Genomic DNA, 23,506 nt, shown 5'->3' on the forward strand with positions numbered 1-23,506 from the left:
TTACCGTGAGGGCCGTTGCCGTACCTGCCTCGGCTACTTCTTGGCCGGACGCCAGGCGCGCAGGTCGTCGTCGGTGAGACCGTGCTTGCCCTGTTCCATCTGCCGGTCACCCTCGAAGAACTTGGCGGGGGTGGGGGCGAAGAGGGGGTCGGGCTCGTTGTGCCACTGGTCCAGCCACGGCTGGAGTTCCAGCAGTCCGGCCAGGAGCGGGGTGACCTCTTCGGTGGTCAGTCCCTCGTGGGTGGCGATGTAGGTGTCGAGTGCGATGGCCTGCTCACGGTGGTCCCAGCCGGCCCAGCCGTACAGGGTGGGCGTGGCCGCGTTGGTACGCCCATACGAGATGAACCGTTCCTTGGGCACGTCCAGCTTGCCGCGCGCCCGCCAGTAGGAGGGACGCAGGAAGTCAGCCGAGGTGTACTTCGGCGGCACGGGGATGGTGTCCCGGATCTTCCGCTTGGCCGGCTCGTCCGGCGCGGCGTCCTCCTGCCGCTGGAGATCCCAGACGTGCTCCCAGTCCGCACGCTTCTTCAGTCCGGAGGGCTTGTAGCGCAGAGCGGCCAGGAACGGCACGTGCTCCGTCGTCATCAGCTCGGCGACGACGGCGGGCAGTTCCTTGTGAGGGGCGTAGATCTTGGCGACGGAGACGAAGTCCTCGTCGCGGGACAGGTTATCGGTGAGGCGGGAGAGGGTGACGAGGGCGGGCATGCCGTTCTCGTCGAACCAGTGGGAACGGTTCTCGATCCGATCGAGCAGCCACCCCTTGAGCGCCTTCTCCTGAAGCGCGTCCCACCCCTCGGTGGCCCAACGCCGCTTGTATTCCGGCCGCTCGATCATGCCGATAGCTCGGGACGACTCGATGGCATCGATCCGCTTCTGGACGACCTCGCGGTAGGCGGCGGGCCAGTGAGCGGGAATTTCGGTGATGGGCGTGGACCCATGCCGCTTGAACCACTCGTCACTGGCTTCCCCTGCAGCAATCCGCCGCGCCAGCACGATTTCGAAGGCCCGCTCACCGAGAGCGAGTTCGGGGATATCCGGGGAGTCGGGGTCCTCGGAAACACGCAGGTCTTCGGCGTGCAGACCATAGAGCGAGTAGACCTGCCAGTCCAACTCCTCTTGAAGGGCAATCATGCGTGCGCGTGCAGAGCGCCAAGCTGCTTGTGTTTCGCGAAGGGAGGTAGAGGTAGGAATTCCTCTAGTGCTTATACTGGAAGGGGTGCTGGCGGCGACTTGCTGAGCAAAAGAATCCAAGGTGGCTGGGAATGAGGTTGGATCCTTTTTGGGCAGGGGAAATCGTTCGACATTCGCACCGTTGAATTGGTAGCGATTTTCCCATTCTTGATCCTGAAATCCGCGCCCTAGCCCACTGCCCCCCTTGTTGTGGCAAGCCATTTTTAGCCATAGCGCCGCAGTTGAGCTATTTAGGACACCCAGTAGTCGAAGGTAGTCGCCCTCGGTGCACTTCTCGTCTAGCTTGATTACAGGTGCAGTCTGCTTGAATGCTTTTCCTCCTCGATCTAGTACGAAATGATTGTGTGTCGCCACCTCGGCGAAGGTGATCGAGAGTGGATTTCGGTGGCGATCTGCAAAAAGCATGCCGAGATCGAACCAGCGAAGTCCACGCTGCTCCGGGAACTTACCAAAGTAGAGGCGTCTTCTTAGGTTAGTGCGATATGGCCACAAGTGTGCCATTGCTCTTGGGCTTAGTTCGCGCTCGCTGCCATCCCAATGCCTAGGCATTACTGCGTGCTGGGGAGATTCGATGACGTAATCGCGGACTTCGTCGCCATTTACCAGTGGGATGCAGTCCTCAGTAAATTCCAGCCTTGAAGCCAGTTCTTCGGATTTTATGAAAGCATCGTCCTCCAGTGTGAGTGCTGTCATGCCGATAGCTTCAGATTCGTGTGAGAGAAGTCCTCTGGACTCATTGGTCAGCGCTTCGACCATCTCTAGGCCGCCGTCTGTCAAGATCCACGGCTGCCTGCTAAAGTAGCGTTCCCGTGCAAGGTCATCAACTGAAACCCACTGGCTCGTTGAACCTGGTTCGTCAATTTGGGCAAGGATGGCCTGCCAAACTTTCCCTTCTTCGGCCCTGTCCGGAGCGCTCGGCTCGCCCTGCACGCTTCGTACCGTGCGAATCGTTTCCGAACGGTTAATTCCTTCACGGCGCTTACCAATTAGGATCGTCGTCGGCGTCCCGTGTCCGGGAATGTAGGCTCCGGAAGTGTCGATAACCTCCGTCAGTTCCACTGCATGCCCGAAGAACGTCTCAATCAGCTGCTTCCCAAACTCTCGCTTCATGAAGGAGTTGGCCGTGATTTGCCCAACCCCGCCGTACCCCAGTCCGGTCTCTCGATCGCCGATTCGCGCCAATTCGAAGAACCGCTGAGCGAATGGGACCGACAGGGCGTACTTCCCCGAACAGGCGTCGTATAGGTCCCGGTAAAGCTCGTTAAGTTTTTTGTCTTTCACGGTGACATACGGCGGATTCCCCACCACCACGTGATACCGCCCCGGCTCAAGAATCCCCGGGTGCTCGTGCACATCCTCCGTCTCGTACTTGAAGTCGGCCAGCTCATCAGCCCCCTCCTCCTCCAAGTCGTCGAACAGATTCCCCTGCTTGTGCCGGTGCTTGATGAGGGAGTCGCCCACCGCCAGATGAATCGGCCACTCGTACTTCGCGGCCTCCGACAGTGTTCGCACGCCACTCGCGGCCATGGCCGCAACCAGCAACCGGAACCGCGCGATGGCCACCGCGAACGGGTTCAGGTCCACCCCGTGAACGGAGTCCAGCGCCTCCCGCACCCGCTCGTGCACGTCCTTGCCCGGCCGACCATCCGCCCACAGCCGCACCAACCGCCGGAACGCCCCCAGCACAAAGTGCCCCGACCCGCACGTCGGGTCGATCATCTTCAGGCCCTCGTACCCGAACTCCCGGACCGCCGGGTCCATCGTCCGGTCGAGGATGAACTCCTCCACGAACTCCGGCGTCTGGAGCAGCGCGTACGTCTTGCGGGCCGCCTCGCTCAGGTCCTGGTACAGGTCGCCCAGGAAGCGCGTGTCCCAACCCCGCGTCCCGTCGCCGTCCTCCTCCAGTGGGTCCCGGAAGTCGTGGACGAGCACTCCTTCCTCGTCCCGCGCTCGCCAGAAGTCCACCAGGTCCCGCGCCCCGTCGTGCGACAGCGGGATCTGGTACAGCGGGTTGTGACGGCGGTCGAACAACAGCCGCCCCGCCTGTCCCGCGCCCAGTTCCTCGAACGCCTGCTCAAGCCAGCCCCGGTACGTCGGGTCGTCGGACCGCGCGACGTACTCCTCGAAGCGGGCCAGCGCCAGGTCGCGCCGGTCGTCCTCGGGGGCCGTCAGGTACGGCTCCGGGATCAGCCGGTTGTCCTCGCAGAAGCGGACGAAGACCGTGCCCAGCACCCATGCCACCGCGACCTGCGTGATCCGCTCGTCCAGCCAGGAGTTCCACGTTGCCGCCGTACGGCCCAGCTTCCGCGCACGGTCGTACTCCGCGCGCAGCTTCTCGCCCTCCGGCACCACCTTCACCTGGCGCCCCAGGTCGGCCTCGACCGCCTTGACCTGCCCCTTCAGGTCGTCCAACAGGGCCTTGCGGTCGATCACTTGGCGTCTCCCTCGGTACCGTTCATCATCTTCATTCCCGCCCGCACCGCGCCGGCCCGGTGGGCGTTGCGCACCCACGAGTCCGGCAGCTCTATCCACTCGCCCAGGCCCGCCTGGTACGCCACCGCCACGTTCCCCAGCCTCGGCTCGCGTGCCGGGTCCGGCTGCGGCACGAGAAGCCACAGGCCGCGCCCGCCCTGCCGGGCCGCCTCCGCCAGCCGGTCCAGGACGCCCATCGCGTCGTACCGGGCGAAGACCGCCACCTCCGTCAAGAGCACCGGACCGGAGCCTGCCCCCGGCGCGAGCAGGTCACGCACCCGCGGTTCGACCGTCCCCCACGCCGTCCGTGCGTACTCCGCGAACTTCATGGCCCCCCGCGATCCCGGCTCGGCCACGTCCGCCTTCAGCAGGGTCTCCCACGTCGGCTTCGTGCCCGGCGGGACCAGTGCGTGCAGGGCCTGAAGGAACAGCTCCGTCACCGACACCGGCTGCGCGCCGATGCGGGCCGCCGTCAGCTCCCGTACCGCCTCGACCGTACGGCCGTGGTGCACGGTCAGCACCCGGTAGCCGTCGCGCCGGGCGGACGCGAGGAGCCGTTCGTCCGCGCGGACCGCTCCCGCGAGCAGAGGGTCGTCCGAGTACCGGGTCGCCGTCCCGACGAAGGTGGACTGCCGGGCCGCCACGCCCGTCAGGTAGCTGGACGCGTCGTCCATGCGGGTGGGCAGGTAGCGCGGCTTTCCGGTGTCCTCGTGCGTCGACAGGGCGAGGTCGAAGCCGGCCTCGCGCAGCGCCTTGGTCAGCGGCCCGCCGGTCGGCAGCTCGTGCGTGCTCCTGCCCCGGGCGTCCTTAACGACCAGCTCGGGGAAGCGGGCCCGTACCCGCTCGTGGATGTCCTCCGGACGCAGGCCCGGCTGCCACGCCTCGGGAACCCCCGGGTTCAGCCGGACCAGTCCCGCCTGCGTGAGGCGCAGCGCCCGGACCAGCGGCAGGTCGCGCGGGTAGATCTCCAGACGGGGCGTGGCCGCGGCGTTGACGGACGCGGCGGCGGCCAGCTCGACCAGGCGGCGCTCGTCCCAGTCGACCACGCCCGGCGGCGGAGTCAGCGCGCCCAGCTCGCTCAGTACGGTCGTTGCTGTGGGCAGGGTCTCCAGGCGGGCCAGCCGGTCGGCGGTCCTGCCCAGGCGGGTGGCGTAGTCGAGGAGACCGGGAGCCGTCGGGGTGTCGGGGGCGTCGACCTCGCGGACGTCCAGCGCGAGGAGCCCGGCCGCCAGCGACTCCTCCGTCGCCCTGCGGTTCGGCTGGTGCTGGAACTCGGCTTCCTCGGGCTGGAGCTGCTCCACCTCCACTACGGCGCGGACGGCCGCCAAGGCGAGTGCGCGTCGCTGCTCGCGCTCCGGCAGCTGCGTACCGCGCCGTACTGCGAGCGCGTCCGCGATCTCCACGGCGGAGGCGACCCGGCCGAGGTCCACCAGCAGTCCGACGATCTCGTCCCGCAGGGCCTGGACCGCGGGCAGCTTCTTCCAGCGCTTGCGCTCCTCCTTCAGCATCTGCGGGATGCGGCCGGCGGAGAGCCCAAGCGCCTCGGCCACGTCCTTCTGCTTGGGCCACACGCCGATGCCGGGCAGCTCCCCGTGCTCGTCCGGCAGCCGCAGCAGCAACCGGACCATCTCGACCTTGTTGGCGTTGGAGCGGTTGTTGTTCAGCTCCGGGACGAAGAGCGTGGCGAGGGTGTCCAGGCTGACCGAGCGCAGGGCGGACTCCGTCAGCCCGGCCGCTCCCTCGCCGACCGCGAGGGCCCCGGCGACCGCCGACTCGGCGGCGGTGAGCTGGGCCAGTTCCTCCTTGGCCTCCGCCCGGCCCTTCGGCGTGAGCGGGGAGAGCGGCGTCTCACGCAGCAGCCTGCCCCACTGGCGCTGGCGGCGCTGCACCTCGGTGCGGGTCTTGGTGCCGAGGCCCGGCGCGTTGAGGAGCTTGCTGCGGCTGTAGTCGAGGAGTCCGCCGACGGTGGTGATCCCGAGGCCGTAGAGGAAGGACTCGGCGGCCGGGGTGAGACCGGCGGCGGACAGGTGGGTGTCCCGGGTGACCGCCGCCGCGAGGCGCTCGCGCTGCTCGTCGGCGCTGAGGGGTTCGGCGTCGGCGATCGACGCGGGGCGTTCACCGGCCGGGGCCGGCTGCGGGGCGGGCTCGGGGTGGCGGGAACGATGGCTGGACGGCACCGCCTGCGAGGCGTCCAGGAAGATCCGCTTCCAGGCGTCCCGCATCGGCTTCAGGTCGGGGAAGCGCTGGGCCACGTCCCGGTGCAGGGCCTTGCGGAAGAAGGCGACCAGCCCGTCCCGCACGGCGGGCTCGAAGGCGTCGGCCTGGACGGTCGGGTAGGGGAACTCCTTCTCGTCCGTCATCCGGGGCGGGACCGAGCCGTCGCCCCACTTCGGCAGCTCACCCGAGGCCATCTGGTGCAGGGTGACGGCGACCGCGTACCGCTCGGCGTGCGAGTCGTACGCGGTACGGGTCAGGGTCCCGATGAACGGGTCGAGGTAGCCCTCCGTACCGGCCTCGTGGTCCTTCGCCGGGTAGCCCGCCAATGAGAAGTCGATGAGGACCAGCTCGCGGGTGCGGTTGGGGCGGATGCGGATGGCGATGTTGTCGGGCTTGATGTCGCGGTGCCAGACCCCCTCGCCCTCCAGGAAGTCGACGGCGCCGAACAGGTAGTCGCCGTACGCCTCCAACTGGTCCATCTGCAGGCGGCCGTGCTCGCGCAGCTGGCGCGCGACCGTCTCCTCGCGGCGGCGGGTGCGGGTACGGGTGCCCGTCTCGGGGGCCTCGGGGGCGTGGTCGAGGCTCTCCCGCTCGTCGCCCACGTACTCCAGGGCGAGGACGGTGCGGTTCCCGATGCGCAGGGGTTCCGGCTCGACCAGCCGGATCACCCGGGAGTCGGGACGCAGCCGGTTCATCACCTCGGCTTCCTGGACCAGGACCTGACCCCGGCTGTCCGAGAGAGCGACCTTCAGCACCACCAGCGGCCGGCTCCTGCGCGCCTCGGCCTCGAGGTCGCGGACGAGGAACGCCCGACTGGTGGAGCCGGTGCCCAGGCGGCGGCGCACCTCCCAGCGCCCGCCGAGCACGTCACCGGCCACCGCCTCCAGCGGGTCTTTCTCCGCCTCCTCGGGGGAGTCGGCGGGCTCGGGTCCGGCGGCCGAGGAGGGCGCGGTAAGACCGTCCTCGACGATCTCCAGCATCTCCAGGAACTCGTCCACCGAGGACAGTCGCTGTCCGGGGCGGTAGGCGGTCGCTGCCTGGACCAGGAAGTCGATGTCCTCGGACAGGCCGTCGACCAGGGAACTGGGGCGCAGGCCCTCGCCGGCCTCCAGACGGGCCAGCAACTCGGCCTGGCTCGCGGCCGGAGCCTTCCCGGTAACCAGCAGGTAAGTGAGGACGCCGAGGCCGTATACGTCCAGGTACACCGGGTCGGCCTTCAGCGCGGTCAGCTCCGGGGCGAAGTACGGGTCGGAGCCCTCCGACAGGTGCATCGCCGACAATGCCGTCGGGGCGAAGCGGGTCACGCCCTGGCCGCTCCCGCCCTCCGAACCGGACGCACGCTGAGTGGCGATCTGCCAGTCCGAGATCTCCAGGCGGGGCGTGAGCCAGGCGGCGTCCTCACCAACGGCCTGTCCTCGGCGGCCCCGGTCGCGGGGGATGACGTGGACGGCGCGGGCGGCCAGCGCCCGGTGGTGGATGCGGGCGGAGTGGGCGGAGCGCATCGTCTCGGCGAGCTGGCGGACCAGCGCCATCCGGCCGAGGATGTCCAGGCTCTTGCCGTGCTGGAGCAGGTACTCGTCCAGGCGCAGGGTGCGCGGGTCGTAGTCGAAGATCAGCGCGGGGCCCGCCGCGTGTCCCGACGGGTAGTACTGCTTGAGCTGGACGACACCGGGGTGCTTGAACCGCTGCAGCACCGCCGCCTCGCGGCGGGCCGCGTTCTCCACCGACCGCCGGATCGACGCGTCCGACCCGCGCTCGCTCAGGTAGACGCGGACCCGGGCCACCTCGGGCAGCTCGCTGTGGTGCGCCTTGTAGTCGGCCCAGGTCGGCCCCGAGTCGAACGACTTCCGGTCCAGCTGGTACGGGCCGACCTTGTACTCTGCCTCGCTCCTGCGGATGCCGATCCGGTCCAGCGCGGTCTTGATCTCGCGGGATTCGACGGCCGTGATCCGGCGCCGCTCGTCGCGCGGCGGCCGCTTCAGCATCGCGACCAGTTCGTCGACGGTGTGCACACCGTTCTGGTCATGGGCGGACAGGCGCACGCGCAGGCCGCCGTCGGTGAAGCAGACGGCCTCGCCGACCCACACCCGCCTGCCATGCTGGCCGAGCAGGGAGGCCAGCTCCTTCGCCTTCTTGTTGACGAGGTGGAGGGGGTTGCCGTGCGGGCGGCGGTGCCCGCCGGGGGTGGTCTGGACCCAGGTGCCGTTCTCGCTGGTGACGGAGCCGTGCCAGTCCTTCAGTTCGATCATGTAGACGCCGCCGGGGGCGACGACGAGAAGGTCGACCTCGCGGACGTGACCGGTGTGGGCGGTGAAGGTGAAGTTCGACCAGGCCCGCCACGGATCGGCGTCCGGCAGCTTCTCCCGGATGGCTTCCAGGCCACGGTGCTCATGGTCGAACTCGGACTCGGTGACCGTGGTCCACCGGCCTTCCCGCATGTGCCGTCCCCGCCTCTTGCACTCCGACTCCAGTGGGCGTCCGCTCCTGGTCTCCCGGCCTTTCGCACCGTTTCCACCATGTCGCGGACCCGGTGAATCCTAGTCGTGGCTGCCGACAGCGGGTACGTCCCGGACGGCGGACCAGGAGACGAGGGGGAGGACGCTTCGCCGCGAGCAGCCGAGCATCGGACGCCCGAACCGTGGGCTCCTCGTCCACGAGGCGCAGCCGACGGTGAGGTCGCGGCCGGTGGACGCTCGTGCCCGGCCGGCACGACAAGGAAGCACTCCGAGGACACGTGATCCCGTCGAGGCGCAGTTTGACCACTTCCACACCGGCGCCGAGTCGCTCGACCTACGATGTGACCGGGGGGATCTCGGCGTCCCGGCGCGCGCGCCGACAGCCGGAACTCGGCGTGCCGTGTGAGCTCCTCCGCATGACCGAGACCTCAGCAGCCAGCCAGGAGCGCCACGTGCCGTACACGGCCGAGATCAGCCGCAGCAATCCGACCAGCATCATCTTCCTCGTCGATCAGTCGACCTCCATGAGCGACCCCATCGGCGGGGAGGTCCCCCAGCAGAAGGCGGACGTCGTCGCCGACGCCATCAACCGCCTCCTGACGGAACTCTCGGTCAAGTGCGCCAAGGAAGAAGGCGTACGAGACTACTTCCACGTCGCCGTCATCGGATACGGCGCCACGGTGGGCTCGGCGTTCGCGGGCTCGCTCGCCGGCCGTGACATCGTCCCGCTCAGCGAGGTGGCGGACAACCCGGCCCGCGTCGACGAGCGGAGCAAGAAGGTGCCCGACGGCGCCGGCGGCCTGGTGGAGACCGTGGTCAACTTCCCGCTGTGGATGGACCCCGTCGCCCATGGCGGGACCCCTATGAACCGGGCCCTCCAGTACGCCGAGAACCTCGTCGCCGGCTGGACGGAGCGCTACCCGGCCGGCTTCCCGCCCATCGTCATCAACCTGACGGACGGCGAGTCGACCGACGGCGACCCCACCGCCGCCGCCGAGGCCATCACCTCGCACGCCACCGCCGACGGCGCGGCGCTCTTGTTCAACCTGCACGTCTCCGCAGCGGGGGGAACCCCCACCGCCTTCCCCGACACCGCCGACGGACTTCCCGACGCCTACGCCCGCACCCTCTTCACCATGTCGAGCCCCCTGCCCAGCCACATGCGCTCGTACGCCGCCTCCCAGGGCCAGCGGGTCAGCGAGACGACCCGAGGCTTCGTCTACAACGCGGACATCACCACGGTCGTGCAGTTCCTCGACATTGGCACCCGAGCCACCGAACTGCGGTGACGACTCCGCTCTCCTGCGTGTACGTCACGCACCTCGTGGCCCCGAAGCACGGGAGCACCGAGGACGAATGCGAGGACGCGGTCGCCGTGCTCCCCAGCCGCTCACACGACGACATGCTGCTCGAACCCGTCACTGCGGGCGTCTGTGACGGTGCGACGGAAAGCGCCCTGGCCAAGGACTGGGCCCGGCTGCTGTCCCGCGCGGCGGCCGAAAGCGCCTTGCAGCGACCGGACCTCCTGGCCGGCGGAACCGCCTATGAGGAGTTCGCTTCGTCGGCGGTGGCCCAGTGGGATCCCTGGCTGGCGCAGTACACACAGGCGCGCACCGCGGAAGGGCGGCCGCTGAAGTGGTACGAACACACCAAGCTGACCGAAGGCGCCTACGCGACGCTGCTCACGGTGCGCGTCGATCCGGACTCCGGTGTCGAGCACGAAGCAGCTGAACCGGCATGGCGGTGGCGGGCGGCCGCCCTGGGGGACAGCTGCCTCTTCCACCTGCGGGACGACCGGCTGGTGCAGGCCTTCCCGGTGCAGGCCGTCGAGGAGTTCGGCACCACTCCTGACCTCTTCGGCAGCCGCAACCACGACGCGGCGCTGCTGGCCTGCCGTACGCGCTTCACCGAAGGACGGTGCGCGCCCGGCGACCGGCTGCTCCTCATGACCGACGCCCTGGCCGCGTGGTTCATGTCGGCCCCGGACCAGCAGGGCGCGCTGCGCCAACTGCTGGAGTTCGCCGGGCCCGACGACCTGGACGGGTTCAAGGAGTGGCTGAACGGTCTGCGGGGCGGCGGACAACTGCGCAACGACGACGTGGCGGTCGTACGGATCGACTTCGAAGGACGGTGAACATGGGCTCGGCCACCGGTCCGCAGAGGCAGTTCCCCAGCGGCGGCGACTACGCGGAGGCACTGCAGCACACGCACCTGTGCTTCCAGCACCCCGAACTCAAAGGCGCCCGGCCGGAACTGACCAAGCTCGGTCTGCCCCGCGCCATCTCCGGCGCCTTCGCCAGCGTGTTCTCGCTGACCTCCGCCACGTCGGGCCAGCGATACGCGGTCAAATGTTTCACCCGCCACGTTCCCGACCAGGAACGCCGTTACCAGGCCATCAGCTCCCGACTTGCCCAGCTGGACCCGGCCGGGCTCTCCCAACCGTGGGCTCTCGGCTTCGAATACCTTCCCGATGCGATCAGCGTCGGCCAGGAGCGCTATCCGGTTCTGAAGATGGAGTGGTGCGAGGCCGTCACCCTGTCCTCCTGGCTCGATGACAACCACGCCGACCGGTTCGCTGTCGGCCGGCTGGCCGACCGGTTCGAGGCACTCACCCGAGACCTGGCCGAAAACCAGATAGCACACGGTGACCTCCAGCACGGCAACCTGCTCGTCGCGAGTGACGACACCCTGCGTCTGGTCGACTACGACGGCATGTACGTGCCCGCACTGGCCGGTCTGGACGGTACCGAGCGGGGACACCGCAACTACCAGTCGCCCCTGCGGGGGAACGACGACTTCGGGGACAACCTGGACCGCTTCTCCGCGTGGGTCATCTTCCTGTCGCTCAAGGCGATCGCCGCCGACCCCGCCCTCTGGAACCGGCTGCACGAGCCGAAAGGCGAGTTCTTGCTGCTCACCGAGGAGGACTTCAAGAGTCCGAGCGGTTCCACCGGTCTGCAGACGCTACTGTCCCACCCCGACCGGATGGTGAGCGGCCTCGCCGACCAGGTTCGGTCGCTGGCCTTTCAGCCGCTGGACGTGCTCCCTCCGCTGGCCGGGACGGTCCCTGGGCAGCGCACCGCCGCGACGGGGGCCACACGAACGGCCGTTTCCGGCGCGGGCACTGCCCCCGCCCCCGCTGCGGGCGGACTGCCCGGCTGGATGGCAGGACACGTCGCTCAGCCGGCCGCGCCGCCATCGACCGGACCCATGGTCACCTCACCGGACGGCTTCCGCGTCCGGACGCCGCTGGACGTCGTCACGGCCGTGCTCTGGCCCCTCGTGTTGGCCGCGATGGCCTTGATCGTCGTCGCGGGACTCTCGGCGCCGTTGATCGGGCCGGGTGTGCCCGTTGCTGCTGCCGTCGTGTTCACCGCGTTCGCCCGGAGCCGCCGCGTGGAGCGGGCACAGTCGCGGGCCGCTCTGGCCCAGCTGACGAACGAACTCGCCCGGCTCGGAGACCCGGTCAAGGCAGCCGAGAAGTTGCGCGAGGACCGGGCGAAGTTCGACGCGGCCGAGACGAAGCGGATCGCCGCCCACCCGCAAGCCCAGGACAAGCTCACAGCCCGGTACCACGCCGAGTTGAAGGAGGCCGAGAAGCGCAAGGTCCGCAAACAGCGGGACCTCGACAAGAAGATCGACGGCCTCGCGGAGGAACTGCGCAGGGCCTTGGGCAAGGCACTCGCCGACAAGCAGTCCGCATACGTGCGGGACCAGCTCAGCCGTCGGCTGATCGCCCAGTCGCCGCCGCACGGCATCGGGCCGACGCTTGCCGCTCGTCTCGCGGCAGCGGGCATCCGGACGGCAGCCGACTTCAAGGGCTACCGATCCGTGCAGAACACCAACTTCAACAGCACCGGCGCCGTACTCGTGCTCAACAACGGCCGAGTGGTCGATGTCCACGGCATTGGCGAAGCCAAAGCCATCGCTCTCGATGTCTGGCGTAAGAGTCTGGTCGCTTCTGCCGAAGCTCGGCAGCCGACTACGCTCAGCGCGACGGAGCGGCAGTCGATTGAGCAGGGCATCGACCGCTGTCGGTCCCAGCTCACCACCCAGCGCAAGGCTGTGGAGTCCGAGACCGATGCCTTGCGCGCCAAGGCGCGAAAGGAACTGGAGGACGGTCAGGAACGGCTCAGCCAGGAGAACAGGCGCGCGGGTGACCGGGGCCGGCAGCAGCGGCAGGAATTCAGCCGGCGCGCGGTCGAACTCCAGCAGAACAGCGCGCTCCATGGAACGCTGCGTGTCTCGCTCGAGGCCGCCAAGCTCAGGCAGCGCGGGCTCTCGTACGCGAGTTACCTACGGTTCCTCTACCTCGGTCACTGAGGCCTCGCCCTACCAGCGGAGAACTGGGCATTGCCGAACCGGGCGGCGCCCCGTTGAGCGCGCGCACAGGCCGGTCATCAGCAAAAATCAGACATCCCGCACAATCGCCGGCACCGGTCCGGAACAATGGGCCGACGATGAGCTCCGAGATCTCCCCGACTGCCGAATCCGTCGACTACACCCCCTTCGCCCACCTCACCACCCCCAACGCCCCCCTCTACCGCCAGGTGATGCGGGCCTTCCTCGCCGCCAAGGAGCGGTTCGCCGTGCATCTGCGGCCGGAGGACGTGTACGCCGCCCTGGACGCGGGCAGCCGGCCCGCCGAGCCCGAGGCGGTGACGCAGGCGCTGGACAAGCTCGTGGAGTGGGGCAACCTGCGGGCCGATCCGGACCATGCGCGGGTGACCGCGGTTGAGGACTTCTACCGACGTCGGTTCATCTACCAGCTCACCCGGGCCGGCGAGGCCGCCGAGGCGGCGCTGGGGACGTACGACGAGGTGCTGGGGCGGCGCGGCGAACTCCAGGCAGTCGCACTGCACGACATCGTCACGCAGCTGCGGGCGCTTCTGGTGATCGCCGCGGAGGACGAGCCCGACCCGGCCAAGACGTACGTCGCCCTGTCCGTGCTGACGGCGCGGTTCACCGACCTCGCCGACAACGCCCGTGCCTTCATGGGCTCGCTCCAGCGCACCATCGACCTGCACGACATCGAGGTCGAGGCGTTCCTCGCCTACAAGGACAGGCTGATCCAGTACCTGGAGCGGTTCATCCAGGACCTCATCACTCTTGGTGGGCGCATCGCTCTGCTGATCGGGGAGCTGGAGCTGCAGGAGCGGGTCGGGCCGCTGCTGCGGCTGGCCGCCGTCCGTGAGGCGGCCGACGCCGCTCCCGAGGACGCCGAGCGGGCGGAGGCGGTGGCGTACGAGCGGTGGGCCGCGCGGTGGTCCGGGCTCGCCGAGTGGTTCGTGTCGGGAGAGGGGCGGGAGTCGCAGGCCCGACTGCTGCGGGGGCGGGCCCTCGGCTCGATCCCGCAGCTCCTGGCCGTCGTACGGCAGCTCAATGAGCGGCGGGCCGGACGCTCGGACCGCTCGGCCGACTTCAGAACCCTCGCGCGCTGGTTCGCCCAGGCGCCGGACGACGAGGCGCGGCACCGGCTGTGGCGGGTGGCGTTCGGGCTGTACTCCTCCCGGCATCTCACCGTCGACGCCGACACCCTCGCCGAACGGGCGGCCGCCCCGGAGCCGGCTTCCACCCCGTGGAGCGAGGCGCGACCGCTGAAGATCAGCCCCCAGTTGCGCCGCACCGGCAGCTACGAAAGGCGCGGCAGGCCGCGCCGGGTGGCCGACCGGGGCGAGGCGAAGCGCCGGCTCGCCGAGATCGCCGCCCGGCAGACGGAGGAGACCAGGCGGGCCCGGGACCGCCTCGTGACGGACGGACCGGTGCGGCTGTCCCGGCTCGGCGGACTCGACCCGCATGCCTTCCAGTTGTTCCTGCGGCTGCTCGGCGACGCGCTCGCCACCTGGCGGCCCGGCACCATCACCACAGTCGCCACCAGCGGGGACGGTGCGATGGAGATCCGGCTGACCGCCCTCGACGACGGATCGACAGCTGAAGTGCACACTCCCGACGGTGTGTTCAGCGGCCCCGATCATCTGATCGACATCGTCGACCTCACGGTGGGGCAGGGCGACCGCGCCGCCGCACCGCCACCGGCACCCGTTCCCCTCCCCGCCCCGCGACGGGACACCGCTCCCCAGCTCACGGAGGACCGGTGAGCGGCCCCCTCGCCGAGGTCCTCGACGGCCAGCGGCAGGCCGACCTCCAGAAGGCCGCACGCGCCCTGCTGAAGGAGCCGCTGCTCACCGCCTACGGGCCGTACGCCGACGAGTTCAAGCTGGTACGCCGGCACACCGCCGAGCTACGGGAGTGGTTCGAACGCAACGTCGGCTGGACGTTGCGCACGGACGCCGACGCCGCCCGGCTACGCAAGACACCCGGCATCCTCACCGACGCCACGCACCCGGCACGCGAGGCCGCCCGCAGCGCCCTGCCCTTCACCCGCCGCCGCTACGTCCTGCTCTGCCTGGCCCTGGCCGCGCTGGAACGGGGCGAGTCGCAGGTGGCGCTCGGACGCCTCGCCGAACAGGTCGTCCTGGCCGCCGCCGATCCCGAACTCGGCGCCGCCGGGATCACTTTCACTTTGGAGCGGCGTGACGAGCGACTCGACCTCGCGTCCGTCGTCCGTCTGCTGCTGCGACTCGGGGTGCTGCGGCGGGTCGCCGGCGACGAGGACGCCTACGTCAGCGGATCGGGCGACGTGCTGTACGACGTACGGCGGCGCGTGCTGGCCGGGATGCCCGCGTCCCTGCGGGGTCCCTCCATGGTCGAGGCCGAGGGCTTCGAGGAGCGCCTGGTGGAGATGACCGCCTGGACCGTGCTCGACAGCGACGAGCTCAGGTTCCGGGCGATCCGCTGGAAACTGACCCGCATCCTCCTGGACGACCCGGTGCTGTACTACGACGACCTGACCGACGACGAACTGGCCTACCTCACCCGGCAGCGAGGCTTCATCACCGCCCGCATCAACGAACTGACGGGACTCGTCCCGGAGATCCGGGCCGAGGGCATCGCCATGGTCGACCCGATGGACGACCTCACGGACGCGCGCATGCCGGAACAGGGCACCCACGGTCACATCACCCTGCTGCTGGCGGGGCACCTGGCCCGGACAGCCGGGCCCGTCGAACCGGTGGAGTTGGCGGACTGCGTACGGGAACTGGCCGTGGAGCACGGCGGGTTCTGGTCCAAGTCGGCGAGGGAACCGGGAGCGGAGCCCGAACTCGTCGAGCAGGCGCTGACCAAGCTGGTGGCGCTGGGACTCGCCGAGCGCACCGAACGGGGCGTCGTACCGCGGCCGGCCCTCGCGCGATACGCGGTCGGCGAGCCCGTGGTCAGGGAACCCGGACGGGCCCGCCGGCCCGCCACGACCGAGCAATCCGGGCAACGTGTGCAACCCGCGCCGCCCGTGCAGGACGAAAGGTGAACCGCCCCGTGACCGCGCTCCCCGGCCCCGAGTCGCCCGGCCCCGCGCTCCCCGCTCCCGCGCCCGGCCGGTGGCGACCCCTGCGCATCGGACTCGTCGATCTCTTCCACTACGACGTCGAGGAGTTCTGGTTCCGCGACGGCCGCTTGCTGCTGCGCGGCAACAACGGCACCGGCAAGTCGAAGGTGCTCGCCCTCACCCTGCCGTTCCTCCTGGACGGCGACCTCTCCGCCCGCCGCGTCGAACCCGACGGCGACCCGGGTAAGCGCATGGAGTGGAATCTCCTCCTGGGCGGCGCGCACCCCCATCCCGAACGGCTCGGCTACACCTGGATCGAGTTCGGACGACTCGACGGCAGCACAGGTGAGGCGCACTTCCGCACGCTGCTGTGCGGACTCAAGGCGGTCGCCGGACGTGGCATCGCCCGCCACTGGTTCGCGGTCACCGGCCAGCGGGTTGGCGCCGGCCTCGACCTGCTGGACGCGACCGGGACGGCACTGTCCCGGGACCGGCTCGCCGAGGCCGTCGGCGGCCACGGCATGGTGTACGACACGGCGAAGACCTACCGCAGGGCGGTCGACGAAGCCCTGTTCGGGCTGGGGGAGCGGCGCTACGGCGCCCTCGTGGACCTCCTGATCCAGCTGCGCCAGCCCCAGCTGTCCAAGCGCCCCAGCGAGGCCGCCCTGTCCCGGGCACTGACCGAGGCGCTGCCGCCGATGGACCAGGCGGTCATCGCCGACGCGGCGGAGGCGTTCCGGTCGCTGGACGAGGAGAAGGAGGAACTGCGGGCGGCCCGCGAGGCCGAACAGGCGGCCTCGGCGTTCCTCGACCACTACCGCCGCTACGCCCGCCTCGCCTCCCGGCGCCGCGCCCGCCTGCCCCGCCGCGAACACGCCCGCTACGAGAACCTGCAACGGGAACTCGCCAGGGCACAGGCGGACCGGGAGCGGGCCGTGGCGGACCGCGAGGAGGCCAGAGAGAGGGGCGCCGCACTCGACGAGCGGGCCGCGCGGCTCGCCGCCCAGGACGCCACGCTGCGGTCCCGGCCCGAGATGCGTGACGCCCGTGCGCTCGACCGGGCGGCGGAGGACGCCTCCCGCACGGCCGGAGAGCTGAAGCGGGCCGAGGCGGACCGGCGTACGGCGGCTGAGGCGCACACCCGGGTCCTGGGCCGGCTCGCCACCGCGGACAACCGGCTCACGGCAGCCCGCGAGGCGTTGGACGGGATCCGGGACCGCGTGGCCGAGAGCGCGGCGGCCGCCCGGCTCGACCTCCCCAGGACGGAGGGAGCCCCCGACGCGGTCCTGCGCCGGGATGCGGAGGAGGCGACCGCGAGCAGGCGGCGCGCCGTCGAGCACGTGACGGAGCTCGTCACGCGGGCCGAGCAGGCCGGGGAGCGGCACCGCGCCGCTCGGCTGCGCGTCGACGAGGCCGACGAGGAGGTCGTGCACGGGGAGGAGCGGCTGGCCGAGGCGGAGGAGGACGTCACCCTGGCGGGGCGGGCCTTGGTCACAGCCGTGCGGGAGCGTCTTTCCGGGTGTGTCGAGTTGCGGGTGCCCGGGCTGCCTGCCGTCCTGGACGCCGTACAGGTCTGGGCGAGCTCTCTGGACGGCCCGCTGCCGGCCCGTACGGCGGCGGGCGAGGCGCATCGCGCCGCCGCCTCCCGCCTGGCCGACCGGGCGGCCGGACTGACCCACCGCGAGGCGGCGACGGCGGAGCGGCTGCGGCAGGCGATGGAGGAAACGACCGCCCTCGAAACGGACGGGGAGCGCGGGCCCGCGGCCCCCTCGACGCGCACACTCGGCGTGCGGGACCGGGGCCCCGGCGCTCCGCTGTGGCGGCTCGTCGACTTCCGACCGCACGTCACCGAGACCGACCGCGCGGGGCTGGAAGCCGCGCTGGAGGCGTCGGGGCTCCTCGACGCCTGGGTGCGGCCGGACGGCTCCGCGGTCGCGGCGGACGGCCATGACGTCACGCTGGACCCGGTCGGGCTGCTCGGCGGGGCCGGCCTCGACCGCGCGCTGTGCCCGGCGGTCGACCCCGTGGACGCGGGGGCCGCCGCCGTGGGGGAGGAGACGGTCGCGCGCCTGCTCGCCTCGATCGGGCTGGCCGCGGGCGACGACGACGGGTCCGGCGAGGCCTCCTGGGAGGCCGGCGGCCACGACACCTGGGTCTGCGCGGACGGGCACTTCCGCGTCGGGGCGCTCACCGGAAGCTGGGCCAAGGACAGCGCCCAGTACGTGGGGGAAGGGGCACGGGAGCAGGCACGCCGCGTCCGCCTCGGGGGACTGCGCACCGAGATCGACGACCTGACGGCGGAGCGGGAGCGACTGGCCGAGGAATCACGCGCCGTGGCCGGGCGCCGTGCCGTGCTGGACGCCGAACTCGCCGCACTGCCCGGCGACGACGACCTGCGGCACGCCCACGCACGCGTCACCGCCGCGGCCGAAGCGGTCCGGCGCGCCAGCGCCCGGCGGGACGAACGGGCCGCGGAGCTGGCTTCGGCGGCGGAGCGGGCCGACCGTGCGGCGGCGGAACTCGCCGACACCGCGGCGGCCCTGAACCTCCCCGCCGACCACACGGCACTGGGCGCCGTGCGCCAGGCGCTCGCCGACCACACCGCCCTCCTGGCGGCCCTGTGGCCCGCACTGCGCGAACGCGCGGAGGCCGAGCGCGCGGTGACCGGCGAGCGGGAGGAGACCCACCGGGCCGAACTCCTGGTGTCGGAGCTCGCGGAGCGCGCCACGGAGGCGGCTCGGGTGGCCGCGGCGGCGGACGAACACCTCACGACGCTTCGCTCCACCGTCGGAGCGGCCGTCGCCGAGCTGCAGAGGCAACTGGAGGAGACGGCCGAGGCGGCCCGGGCATGCGAGCACGAGCAGCGGCAGGCCCGGGCGGAGCACGGTGACGCCGACCGGCGGGCCAGCCGCGCCGAGGGACGCATCGAGCGGCTCGCCGAGGACGTCACCGAGGCGACCGCCGCGCGTGAGGAAGCCGTTGCGGCGCTCCAGCGGTTCGCCGCGACGGGGCTCCTCGCCGTCGCGCTGCCCGACATCGACGTACCGGACGACGGCGCAGCGACGTGGGCGGCAACCCCCGCCGTCGCCCTCGCGCGGGCCGTGGAGTCCCGTCTCTCCTCGATCGATGACACCGATGCGGCCTGGGAGCGCGTGCAGAAGCGGCTGAGCGAGGAGTTCGGCCGGCTCCAGGACGCGCTGTCGCGGCACGGCCACACCGCCACCGCCCGCCCGAGCGAGGACGGTATGCGGGTCGACATCGTCTACCAGGGCCGGGAACGGGCCGTGCCCGAACTCGCCGAGGCACTGGCCGTGGAGGTCGCGGAACTGACCCGCATCCTGTCCGCACGCGAGCGCGAGATCCTCCAGACCCATCTGATCACCGAGGTCGCCGGCACGCTCCAGGAACTGATCGGGGCAGCCGAACGGCAGGTGGCCGCCATGAACAGGGAACTGGAGGAGCGCCCGACCTCCACGGGCATGAAGCTGCGGCTGGTGTGGAGAGCGTCCCGCCGTGCCCCGCAGGGACTGGCCCAGGCCCGCGAACGGCTGCGTCAGTCCGCTGACGCATGGTCGCCCGAGGACCGGGCCGCGGTCGGCGCGTTCCTCCAGGAGCAGATCGCCCAACGGCAGGCCGACGACAGCGCCGGCAGTTGGCTGGAGGACCTTACCGCCGCCCTCGACTACCGGTCCTGGCACGAGTTCGGCGTCGAACGCCACCAGCACGGCAAGTGGGTGCCGGCCACGGGACCTGCCTCGGGCGGGGAGCGGGTACTGGCCGCCTCTGTGCCCTTGTTCGCCGCCGCATCCTCGCACTACGCGAGTGCGGGCGGCGCGCACGCCCCGCGCCTGGTCACCCTGGACGAGGCGTTCGCCGGCGTCGACGACGACTCGCGCGCCAAGTGCCTCGGTCTGCTCCGCGCCTTCGACCTCGACGTCGTCATGACCAGCGAACGCGAATGGGCCTGCTACCCCCAGGTGCCGGGTGTCGCCATCGCTCAGCTCTCCCGCGTCGACGACATCGACGCCGTACTGGTGACGCGATGGGAATGGGACGGCAGCGAACGGCGGCGCGGCCCGGAGCCCGGCGCCAGGCCGGACGCGCTCGAAGCGGCTGCCCGTGCCGGCGACTCCGGCGAGGGGCCCGACGGGCCGGTGAGGCCTTTCGGTAAGCCAGGGCGGACCGCCGTCGTCGACAGCGCCGGCGGACAGGGGGCCCTGTGGACGTGAACCACGCGGCGACCCCGCCTGACCGCGACGGAGGTCGGGCCGCGCCCGGACGCACGACACCGCCGGACGCGACCGCGGACGCGGTGCCGATGGGGCCTGCGCCGGCAGAAGCCCGGACCGACGTCGACACCGAGCGTCTCGGACGCCTGCTCGGCGATCCCGGTCTCACCTGGTTCGTGGACCGCGTGCGGCAACGGATGGCACGAGGCCGGCCGCTCACCGGCTCCGTCACCTTGTCCGACCCCGAGGAATCCCAACGACGCGCCGCCGAACGCCTCCTGGGACGGGCACCACGAGCCCGCGGCTCCCTCGGCATTCCCCTCGACACTGTGGATCAGATCCTGCGTCGCTCCGGTGTCAGCCCCGGCGGACTGGCGGCGGCCGTCGTCGCCCTCACCGGCCCGGTCGTACTCCACGCCGAGACACGGAACAGAGAGGAACAGGCCTGGGAGGAGGCGTACGCCCCGCTCGGCACTCTCGACGCGGAGCTGGCCCACTGGGCCGAACGGATCCGCGGTGACGGTCTCGTACGACGCCTCGCCCGCACACCGGAGGCGGCGGTCCCCTTGGTAAAGGCCACCGTGCGCGCGTTGCGTGCACTGCCCGCATCACCCCCGACGTCGCGGGCGACGTTCGCGGCACGGAACCTCTCGGGCGCCCATGCCCTGGACGAGGGGACGCCGCTTGCTACTCTCGTCCTGTCCGGCATCCGTTGCCTCACCGGCTTCCCCGATGGCTCCGGGGCGCAGTGGCGGCGGGAGGCATGGGCCTCGGCAGGCCTGCTCAAGGACGACCTGTCATCGACCGTCCTCACCCTCAACCTGCGCGGTACTCCAGTACTCGACTGGATGGCTGACGCTGGGGAGCCGGCGGTGCTGACGCTCCGCTCCCTCACCGGCCGCGCACCGGTTGCTTCCGTTCCCCTGACGGAAACCGTTCACATCTGCGAGAACCCCGCCGTACTGTCCGCTGCGGCCGACACCCTCGGCCGGGCGTGCCCGCCCATGGTGTGCCTGCAGGGGCAACCGTCGGCTGCCGCGCTCACGTTGCTGCGCGACCAGTCTTCCCGGGGAGCCCGCCTCCTCTATCACGGCGATTTCGACTGGGGCGGGGTGCGCATCGCCACAGCACTGGCGCGAAGCGTCCCTTGGCGGCCGTGGCGCTACACGGCGGCCGATTACCGAGCAGCAGTGAACGCAGTGGCCGAAGCCCCGGATTTGACGGGCCAGCCCGCTGCAACCCCCTGGGACCCGGCCCTGGCCGTCGCTCTCGCCGAGTGCGGTGTCCGGGTCGAGGAGGAAACGGTGCTGAACGACTTGCTCACGGACCTCGGCACGGGGTCCCGCTGAGGCGTACCTCGGGGCCGTGGCGGGCGCTAAGGCCTACGAGTACCGACTCACTCCCTCGTCATGCGCATCTTTCCAACGACGCGTCGTGTGGAGCGTGTGTGGCTCGAAAGCCGTCACGCCCGGCCAAAAGTCCCAGAGAAGTCCCAGAGGCGCCTGCACACCCCTCCCGTCTCACATTCGTGCAGCTCAGGAGGGGCGCGGTGGTGGCTTCTCTGAGAACCTTCAGATGTCCCGGAAGATCTCGATCTGCGCGCCCACCGAGTTCAGCCGCTCCGCAAGGTCCTCGTACCCCCGGTTGATGACGTAGACGTTGCGCAGCACGGACGTCCCCTCCGCCGCCATCATCGCCAGCAGCACCACCACCGCGGGGCGCAGGGCGGGCGGGCACATCATCTCGGCCGCGCGCCAGCGGGTGGGGCCCTCGACGAGGACGCGGTGCGGGTCCAGGAGCTGGAGGCGGCCGCCGAGGCGGTTCAGGTCCGTGAGGTAGATGGCGCGGTTGTCGTAGACCCAGTCGTGGATGAGGGTTTGACCCTGGGCCGTCGCCGCGATGGCCGCGAAGAACGGCACGTTGTCGATGTTCAGACCCGGGAACGGCATCGGGTGGATCTTGTCGATCGGCGCCTCCAGCTTGGAGGGCCGCACGGTCAGGTCCACCAGCCGCGTGCGGCCGTTGTCCGCGGTGTACTCCGCCGAGCGGTCGTGGTCGAGGCCCATCTCCTCCAGCACCGCGAGCTCGATCTCCAGGAACTCGATCGGTACGCGACGGATCGTCAGCTCCGACTCGGTGACGACCGCGGCGGCCAGCAGGCTCATCGCCTCGACCGGGTCCTCGGAGGGGGAGTAGTCGACGTCCACGTCGATGGCCGGCACGCCGTGCACGGTCAGGGTGGTCGTGCCGATGCCGTCGACCCGTACGCCCAGGGCCTCCAGGAAGAAGCACAGGTCCTGGACCATGTAGTTGGAGGAGGCGTTGCGGATGACGGTCACGCCGTCGTGGCGGGCGGCGGCCAGCAGCGCGTTCTCGGTCACCGTGTCGCCGCGCTCGGTCAGCACGATCGGACGGTCCGGCGCGATGGTGCGGTCCACCTGCGCGTGGTAGAGGCCCTCGGTGGCGGTGATGTCCAGGCCGAAGCGGCGCAGCGCGATCATGTGCGGCTCGATGGTGCGCGTACCGAGGTCGCAGCCGCCGGCGTACGGGAGCTTGAACTGACGCAGCCGGTGCAGCAGCGGGCCCAGGAACATGATGATGGAGCGGGTGCGGCGCGCGGCGTCCGCGTCGATGGCCTCCATGTCGAGGTGCGCGGGCGGGGCGATCTCCAGGTCCATCCCGTTGTTGATCCACCGGGTGCGTACGCCGATGGAGTTCAGCACCTCCAGGAGGCGGTACACCTCCTCGATGCGGGCGACGCGCCGCAGCACCGTGCGGCCCTTGTTGAGGAGGGAGGCGCACAGCAGCGCCACGCAGGCGTTCTTGGAGGTCTTGACGTCGATGGAACCGGACAGCCGGCGCCCGCCGACCACCCTCAGGTGCATGGGTCCGGAGTAACCGAGCGACACGATCTCGCTGTCGAGCGCCTCGCCGATGCGGGCAATCATCTCAAGGCTGATGTTCTGGTTTCCGCGCTCGATCCGATTGACCGCGCTCTGGCTGGTGGCCAGGGCCTCGGCGAGCTGTGTCTGCGTCCAGCCACGGTGCTGACGGGCGTCACGGATGAGCTTGCCGATGCGTACGAGGTAGTCGTCTGCCATGACCGCAGGCTATCTCAGATATGAGATGGTGCTCGCGGTGGGGTGCGCCATTAGAGTGACGCGCTGTGAGCTGTGGGGTGGCGCGGCTCGTACAGCGGCAGTTCGGCCCCGCTCGGCAGTCGCACCGCCGCGAGCAGCCCCCATCCCTGGTCGCTGACCGGCCGTGCGAGCTCCGCCCCACGTTCCGTCAGCTTGCGCAGCAGGCTCTCGATGTCGTCGCACATCAAGTAGAACTCCTGCCGGGGCTCGCCCGACGACGGGTGTACGGCGACCTCGGCGGGCGGCAGCTTGAAGATGAGCCACCCGCGCCCCGCGTCGACATGCGGAAACCCCAGCACGTCGCGGACGAAGGCCCGGTCCGCGTCGGCGTCGTGGGTGTACATGATGACGTGCGCGCCGCTGAACATGCTTCGATGGTCGATACGGTATGAAACCGCCGCAAGCGGGGCGCGGCCG

11 protein-coding genes are annotated in these 23,506 nt (G+C 70.6%); 7 read left to right on the forward strand and 4 right to left on the reverse strand.

The window, feature by feature from the left end; all coding sequences use genetic code 11:
• Positions 1 to 33: 33 nt before the first annotated feature.
• Both pglX and pglW read right to left on the reverse strand, forming a co-directional pair.
• The gene (gene pglX, locus ACIRNI_RS19590; protein WP_403552641.1) at positions 34 to 3,624 is read right to left on the reverse strand and encodes a BREX-2 system adenine-specific DNA-methyltransferase PglX; all 3,591 of its coding nucleotides are present in this window, start codon (positions 3,622 to 3,624) and stop codon (positions 34 to 36) included.
• A complete protein-coding gene (gene pglW / locus ACIRNI_RS19595; RefSeq protein WP_403552642.1) occupies positions 3,621 to 8,318 on the reverse strand; it encodes a BREX system serine/threonine kinase PglW in 4,698 nt (1,565 codons plus the stop codon). The genes pglX and pglW overlap by 4 nt, the downstream gene beginning before the upstream one ends.
• A 434-nt stretch (positions 8,319 to 8,752) precedes the next feature.
• Between pglW and ACIRNI_RS19600 the strand changes: the two genes are divergently transcribed.
• The 7 genes from ACIRNI_RS19600 to ACIRNI_RS19630 all read left to right on the forward strand — a co-directional run bounded on the left by ACIRNI_RS19600 (position 8,753) and on the right by ACIRNI_RS19630 (position 21,298).
• Positions 8,753 to 9,625: a vWA domain-containing protein gene (locus tag ACIRNI_RS19600; RefSeq protein WP_403552643.1), complete on the forward strand. Its 873-nt coding sequence runs from the start codon at positions 8,753 to 8,755 to the stop codon at positions 9,623 to 9,625.
• On the forward strand, positions 9,622 to 10,470 hold the full coding sequence (locus ACIRNI_RS19605; protein ID WP_403552644.1) for a hypothetical protein: 849 nt from the start codon (positions 9,622 to 9,624) through the stop codon (positions 10,468 to 10,470). Before ACIRNI_RS19600 ends, ACIRNI_RS19605 begins: the two co-directional genes overlap by 4 nt.
• Positions 10,471 to 10,472: 2 nt before the next feature.
• Positions 10,473 to 12,659 carry a hypothetical protein gene (locus ACIRNI_RS19610; RefSeq protein WP_403552645.1) on the forward strand — a complete coding sequence of 729 codons (2,187 nt, stop codon included), beginning with the start codon at positions 10,473 to 10,475 and terminating at the stop codon, positions 12,657 to 12,659.
• A gap of 137 nt (positions 12,660 to 12,796) precedes the next feature.
• Positions 12,797 to 14,434 (forward strand): TIGR02677 family protein, encoded by a 1,638-nt coding sequence (locus ACIRNI_RS19615; protein WP_403552646.1) that lies wholly within the window; start codon positions 12,797 to 12,799, stop codon positions 14,432 to 14,434.
• Positions 14,431 to 15,702 (forward strand): TIGR02678 family protein, encoded by a 1,272-nt coding sequence (locus ACIRNI_RS19620; RefSeq protein WP_403552647.1) that lies wholly within the window; start codon positions 14,431 to 14,433, stop codon positions 15,700 to 15,702. The genes ACIRNI_RS19615 and ACIRNI_RS19620 overlap by 4 nt, the downstream gene beginning before the upstream one ends.
• 8 nt (positions 15,703 to 15,710) lie before the next feature.
• The gene (locus tag ACIRNI_RS19625; RefSeq protein ID WP_403552648.1) at positions 15,711 to 19,949 is read left to right on the forward strand and encodes a TIGR02680 family protein; all 4,239 of its coding nucleotides are present in this window, start codon (positions 15,711 to 15,713) and stop codon (positions 19,947 to 19,949) included.
• Positions 19,940 to 21,298, forward strand: a complete 1,359-nt coding sequence (locus ACIRNI_RS19630; RefSeq protein WP_403552649.1) for a TIGR02679 family protein — start codon at positions 19,940 to 19,942, stop codon at positions 21,296 to 21,298. Before ACIRNI_RS19625 ends, ACIRNI_RS19630 begins: the two co-directional genes overlap by 10 nt.
• Before the next feature lie 222 nt (positions 21,299 to 21,520).
• Here the strand turns inward: ACIRNI_RS19630 and ACIRNI_RS19635 are convergent, their stop codons facing one another.
• Together ACIRNI_RS19635 and ACIRNI_RS19640 are read right to left on the reverse strand one after the other, a co-directional pair.
• Positions 21,521 to 23,050 carry a helix-turn-helix domain-containing protein gene (locus ACIRNI_RS19635; protein WP_403552650.1) on the reverse strand — a complete coding sequence of 510 codons (1,530 nt, stop codon included), beginning with the start codon at positions 23,048 to 23,050 and terminating at the stop codon, positions 21,521 to 21,523.
• Positions 23,051 to 23,100: 50 nt separating this feature from the next.
• Positions 23,101 to 23,457 carry a VOC family protein gene (locus tag ACIRNI_RS19640; RefSeq protein ID WP_403552651.1) on the reverse strand — a complete coding sequence of 119 codons (357 nt, stop codon included), beginning with the start codon at positions 23,455 to 23,457 and terminating at the stop codon, positions 23,101 to 23,103.
• Between the last annotated feature and the right edge of the window lie 49 nt (positions 23,458 to 23,506).

It is taken from the genome of Streptomyces sp. NPDC093546 (assembly GCF_044765045.1).
Taxonomy (GTDB): Bacteria; Actinomycetota; Actinomycetes; order Streptomycetales; family Streptomycetaceae; genus Streptomyces.

Coding starts and splice junctions, on each gene's coding strand:
- ACIRNI_RS19600 (WP_403552643.1), top strand. CDS start 8,753: ATGACCGAGACCTCAGCAGCCAGCCAGGAGCGCCACGTGCCGTACACG.
- ACIRNI_RS19635 (WP_403552650.1), bottom strand. CDS start 23,050: ATGGCAGACGACTACCTCGTACGCATCGGCAAGCTCATCCGTGACGCC.
- ACIRNI_RS19640 (WP_403552651.1), bottom strand. CDS start 23,457: ATGTTCAGCGGCGCGCACGTCATCATGTACACCCACGACGCCGACGCG.
- ACIRNI_RS19615 (WP_403552646.1), top strand. CDS start 12,797: ATGAGCTCCGAGATCTCCCCGACTGCCGAATCCGTCGACTACACCCCC.
- ACIRNI_RS19610 (WP_403552645.1), top strand. CDS start 10,473: ATGGGCTCGGCCACCGGTCCGCAGAGGCAGTTCCCCAGCGGCGGCGAC.
- pglW (WP_403552642.1), bottom strand. CDS start 8,318: ATGCGGGAAGGCCGGTGGACCACGGTCACCGAGTCCGAGTTCGACCAT.